This window comes from Bacillus sp. JJ722, from assembly GCF_036963345.1.
Classification (GTDB): domain Bacteria; phylum Bacillota; class Bacilli; order Bacillales; family DSM-1321; genus Bacillus_AD.
In genome coordinates this window covers 1-4,519 of sequence record NZ_JBALMO010000292.1, presented here as the reverse complement: position 1 = coordinate 4,519, position 4,519 = coordinate 1, and the positions used below count along the sequence as shown (strand labels likewise).

The following is a 4,519-nucleotide window of genomic DNA, read 5'->3' as shown; positions in this document are numbered from 1 at the left end:
TTTTCTTTCATGATTTGTAAAAGTACTGCACCGTCTTTTAAACTTTTTGCATTTTGTAGAGTCAGCATTAAGGCAATATCTTCACGTATACATTGACTTATAAGTCCACTCATTGCAGTTAATCCTGTAGCTATATCTTTAGCGATGGCGTAAGCGATTTGAGCATCTTGAAATCTAGCTCCTACAGGGATCTGTTCAATGTCTACAATTGGTCTTTCAGCAGGAGTAGGTGGAACTAAAATATCGTTTGCAACTAATAGTTGTTCAAGTTCTTTAATAGAAGGTTTGATAGTTGAATTTATTACATCCTTAATAAATTCTTTTAAATCTTTATCACCTGTGTGATTGACATAAACTTGATAACCGTCCAATGCTGCTTTCGATGTAGCTAATTGTGTGTATATACCATATACCTCACCATAGTGCATTGGTTCGTTTTGAGGATTACCACTTAATATACCCATAAAAACACTCCTTGAATTTACTTTTAGTGAATCATAGAACTCACGATTGTTAGTATGTGCATCTTTTAAGTGGTTACTCATTATCTACAAATTAAATTGAAACAAAAGAGTATAACAACGAAGTGGTTTCGGTGGGAATTGTCCAATAGAAATAACCTTAAACTTGTATGGATACGGTAGAGAACTTACAAAAAAGAGAAACGTGTACGGAACCATTCTTCTCGGACAAAGGATTCCAGTACACGTCCAAGTAATACAGCAAACGACTCAATAAGTACGGCATAAGAGGCACCACGCTCGAAAAGGAAACTGCCTAGATAACGCCTGTGCCGCTTCATACTTCTCCCGGAAATGTTATACCAATCAGATTGTAAAACAGTAGAAGAATCTACTTGACAGGGTTAAGATTTTGAGAGGGGGCTTATTCTAATTATATTATCCTTAAAGAGGATTACATTTTGGTAGCTCTATTCCCGAGCTAATTTTAATAAATAATAACACTCCTCTCTCGCCATATGATCTGCCATCCTTGCAGATAATGATGTTAATAATTGTTCCGTTAACTCTAATTCTTCTATTTCACGAAGAAAGTGTGAGAATAATTTCAGTTCTAACGAAATATCCTTCGTAAATTTCTTTAAAGCTGGAAAGTTTTTTAAATTTGTACGTAAATATCCCGTCATTTCAACAGCCTTCAAGTAAAACTGTTCAAATTTTTTCATATGCTTATCACTTTTCTCTTTCAATTGTTTCTCGACCAAATCCAACTCACTTGAAATAGAACCAGCATGACCGGCAGCATCTGTTAACCAAACAAGATGATAATGTAATTCATGAAAAACAGGTGGTACCTCACCTATAGTTAAATAACTGAGACCCTTTAAATATTCTTCTACTTCATTTACCATGTGATTAAGAAAAGTTGGAGTAAAATGAATAACAATTTTTTCTTCCAACTGTTTTTTTATGATACTTAGCTTAAATTGTCTAATCTCCTCAGCTAAATGTTTAGTAAGTTTATTGTACACATTCTGTAAAAAACGATTATTTTACAGTCCATCCATAATGTGTTTATGTAGTAGGGAAACAGTTGATTAATTAGTGTGGGTTAGTGAAGGTTATACTCTGACAATAAGTTCATTAGGCTTACATGTGGGAGAAGTCAGTTTACACGTCCTTACTATAATTATGGGAAATTAAGACAAAGGCTATACAAAGTAGTTCAATTTATTTGAGAATAGTGTTTGTTCAGTATCTTAATTAATTCGGAATATACAAAGTTGGATCTGGTAATAAAAAAACAGCATCAAATAGAATTTGTGCCGGAACAGGAATGACCACTACTCCTTTTAATCTATGTAAACAAACACAATTTGGTTTCAACATTTTTCATAACCAACACTTAATTAAATCAGTGCTGGTTATGAACAAGTAAAGTAGGAAGTTTATTTGTCGTATGGTTTACTTTACAAATGAACAGGGAATACATATATGAAATTAATAAGACATATTAATAAAGGGTTATCAGAGGTAACTGATAACCCTTCTATACAAACTACGCTGCAAGAAGTGCAGTTGCTCAGACAAGAAATAACCCTTACCTTACGCCAGCAAAGTAGGGGCTATTTCTTTTTTGTTAGAAAATGACTATTGCGATCACTGATATGATTAGTGTTGAGAACGTTATCATAAGTAATATCATACTTGGGAGGAATCACGTATATTAGGGGAATATTTATAAAAATAAGTAGTATTTATGGAGGAATAAAATATGAAAAAATATTTAATAGGAATTATTACTGGCTTGGCTGGAGCAGTAATCAATATCGTATTTTTATTGTTTACACCTAAACTTGATACAACGATATATATATCGACTGGAATCACATGGTTGGTTATTGGGTTGTTAATATCTGCTTGTGATTTCAAGATAAATGGCATTGTTAAGGGAATAATAGTTGCTTTATTGGTGTCTGCTTCATCTCTTGTGTATACTATCTCTTCAACATTAAGTGGAGCTCTATGGACTATTGTAAACACTGTAATTGTTGGTGCAATCATAGGATTTGTTATTGAGAAAACTCAAATTAAGAGTGAGAAAAAATAGAAAACTGAAACGACAATGATCTACTTACAGAAACACATGGAAAGAGAGCAACATGAGATTCATACTTTGGAAGAATCCAATATGTTAGGAGAATATCTATAGCTTGTCCATTTTGGATAAGTTTTTTAATTCAGTAACCAACAATAATGTTGGTAACTAAAATTTTGTTGGTTAATAGTAATTAGTAATTCGCCTAATAAAAGATAATTCGCTCCTAGAGCTCCATAGCAACAGCCTAATTTATAGCAAATTTTGAATATCCTTCTTTACCCGTTCGATTATCGTTCTGTTTTTATATTGTTTTCACTCAATCTATTTCTGACCGTTAATCACAACAATGTCGCCTATCAATTGGATTTTGTTATTTTCAACAATAATCCCATCTCCATCATTTCCCGCATAAACTGTTGTTCCAGTTTTTTTAGCATAATTATGAACATCTTTTTTATAATCTTTATTCCAACGATTGTAGTGAGGTAAAAAGTCAAAATTAACAAGTTGTAATGCTTCTAATTCTACATCAGAATTCCCTAAAAACATCTGAAATAATTTCGTAGTTGCTCCAAGTTGAACTGCTCCGCCACTTACCCCGACAATAATTCCGCCTTGATTAAAATAATCACATAGAACCTTTTCCATATTGCGATGTTTGATAGCATTCCTAAATTCAATTGGATTCCCCGCAGAAAGGTGAATAATATCACATTTTAATAATTCATCAATCTTCGATGAATTAAATTCACTATAAAGGTCAAAAAACATAATGTCTTGGATTCCATAATTACCATAATATTGTGCTTTAGTATTGAAATATGTTTTATCTTTATCTTCCGTAGAAGGAATGTAACCTATTTTAATATTTTTAGTATATATACAATCCAAAAGTATATTATCCAATCTTCGATTACCAGGAGATTCAACTACTTGGTCACTATAAAAAAAATAACTTTCCCATTTAGAACACCTCTTTTGTGTTAATTCACTTCTTCAACAAAACTGCCACGTTAGACTATCATTTTTAGATAATCCTATTTTTTAGGCTACTGCCTTCTTTTTGTTTTTTCGTTTTCATGTTAATAAAATTCGTCCTCCCGATATAATTATATTAGAACCAATATTAAAAAGGAGAATCGAACATGAAAAAAGTAGATAATAGAGTTTTATTAGAGAGATTAGCAGAAGTAAAAGGGTTGAAGATCAATAAACTTACTGCTTCTCTGTGAAAAGTCCTAACTTTCTGTTTGCATGCCAACCACCATCTTTATATAGCAGACAGGCCGTGCCATTTGGTCTTATATCTCCTATCACGTTCATTCTTTTTGATTTACGATTACGAGTGATATTTTCTCCGTTGTACACATCTTTCTTTGTGAAAGTGATGATGCTACATTGGTACAAGAATTATCATCAGAAAAATTTATATATCAATCTGCCAAAGAAAATCAAAAATATGAAGTATTATTTTCTCTTGGAGATGGTGTTAATGTTACAAGATTAATTATACATAGGTTGATTAAACTTATTTTAAATAGAGAACAATATCTCTTCTGTTTTTTGTTTCTATTTTGCTATAAAACAAGGTTAATTTTTTTAGTTGGTTAATATGTCTTGTACAAGTATCTTCCTTTTTACATAAGTTATATTGAAAAAACAAATAATATAAAAAGGTGGTTTTTTTATGGGTTGTGATTGTAATAAATGTAAAAAACGCCGTAAAGAAAAAAGAAAAGAAAAGATAATTACTTGTCCAACTAAGACTGAAAAAAGAATCAGAACAAAGAAAAAAGTAGTTAAACATATTCATCCTAAAGAAATTATAAATGTGCATCGTACAGTTATTAAGCATAAACATGAGTATCCAGTTTGCGAAAGAGACGTTTTTGAAACAGTTGTTAAAGGTGATGACCGTGGTTGTAGAAAGAAACGTTGTAAACTACATGAAAGTTCT

General features: G+C 31.6%; 4 protein-coding genes and 2 pseudogenes. 2 read left to right on the top strand and 4 right to left on the bottom strand.

Annotated elements, in window-relative coordinates; genetic code table 11:
• Positions 1-464 (bottom strand): DUF3231 family protein (locus tag V7014_RS24095; RefSeq protein ID WP_335511123.1); only part of this gene is annotated, 464 nt, incomplete at its 3' end.
• A gap of 441 nt (positions 465-905) precedes the next feature.
• Positions 906-1,465 (bottom strand): annotated as a pseudogene (locus tag V7014_RS24090) (DUF2935 domain-containing protein); the annotation flags it as partial.
• Between the two features lie 770 nt (positions 1,466-2,235).
• On the opposite strand from V7014_RS24090, the gene V7014_RS24085 reads away from it, so the two are divergent.
• On the top strand, positions 2,236-2,571 hold the full coding sequence (locus tag V7014_RS24085) for a hypothetical protein (protein WP_335511121.1): 336 nt from the start codon (positions 2,236-2,238) through the stop codon (positions 2,569-2,571).
• Between the two features lie 312 nt (positions 2,572-2,883).
• Here V7014_RS24085 and V7014_RS24080 read toward each other — a convergent pair.
• Positions 2,884-3,477 (bottom strand): annotated as a pseudogene (locus V7014_RS24080) (Type 1 glutamine amidotransferase-like domain-containing protein); the annotation flags it as partial.
• Between the two features lie 300 nt (positions 3,478-3,777).
• Positions 3,778-3,930: a hypothetical protein gene (locus V7014_RS24075; protein ID WP_335511119.1), complete on the bottom strand. Its 153-nt coding sequence runs from the start codon at positions 3,928-3,930 to the stop codon at positions 3,778-3,780.
• Between the two features lie 319 nt (positions 3,931-4,249).
• On the opposite strand from V7014_RS24075, the gene V7014_RS24070 reads away from it, so the two are divergent.
• A partial coding sequence (locus tag V7014_RS24070) for a CotD family spore coat protein (protein ID WP_335511117.1) occupies positions 4,250-4,519 on the top strand: 270 nt, incomplete at its 3' end.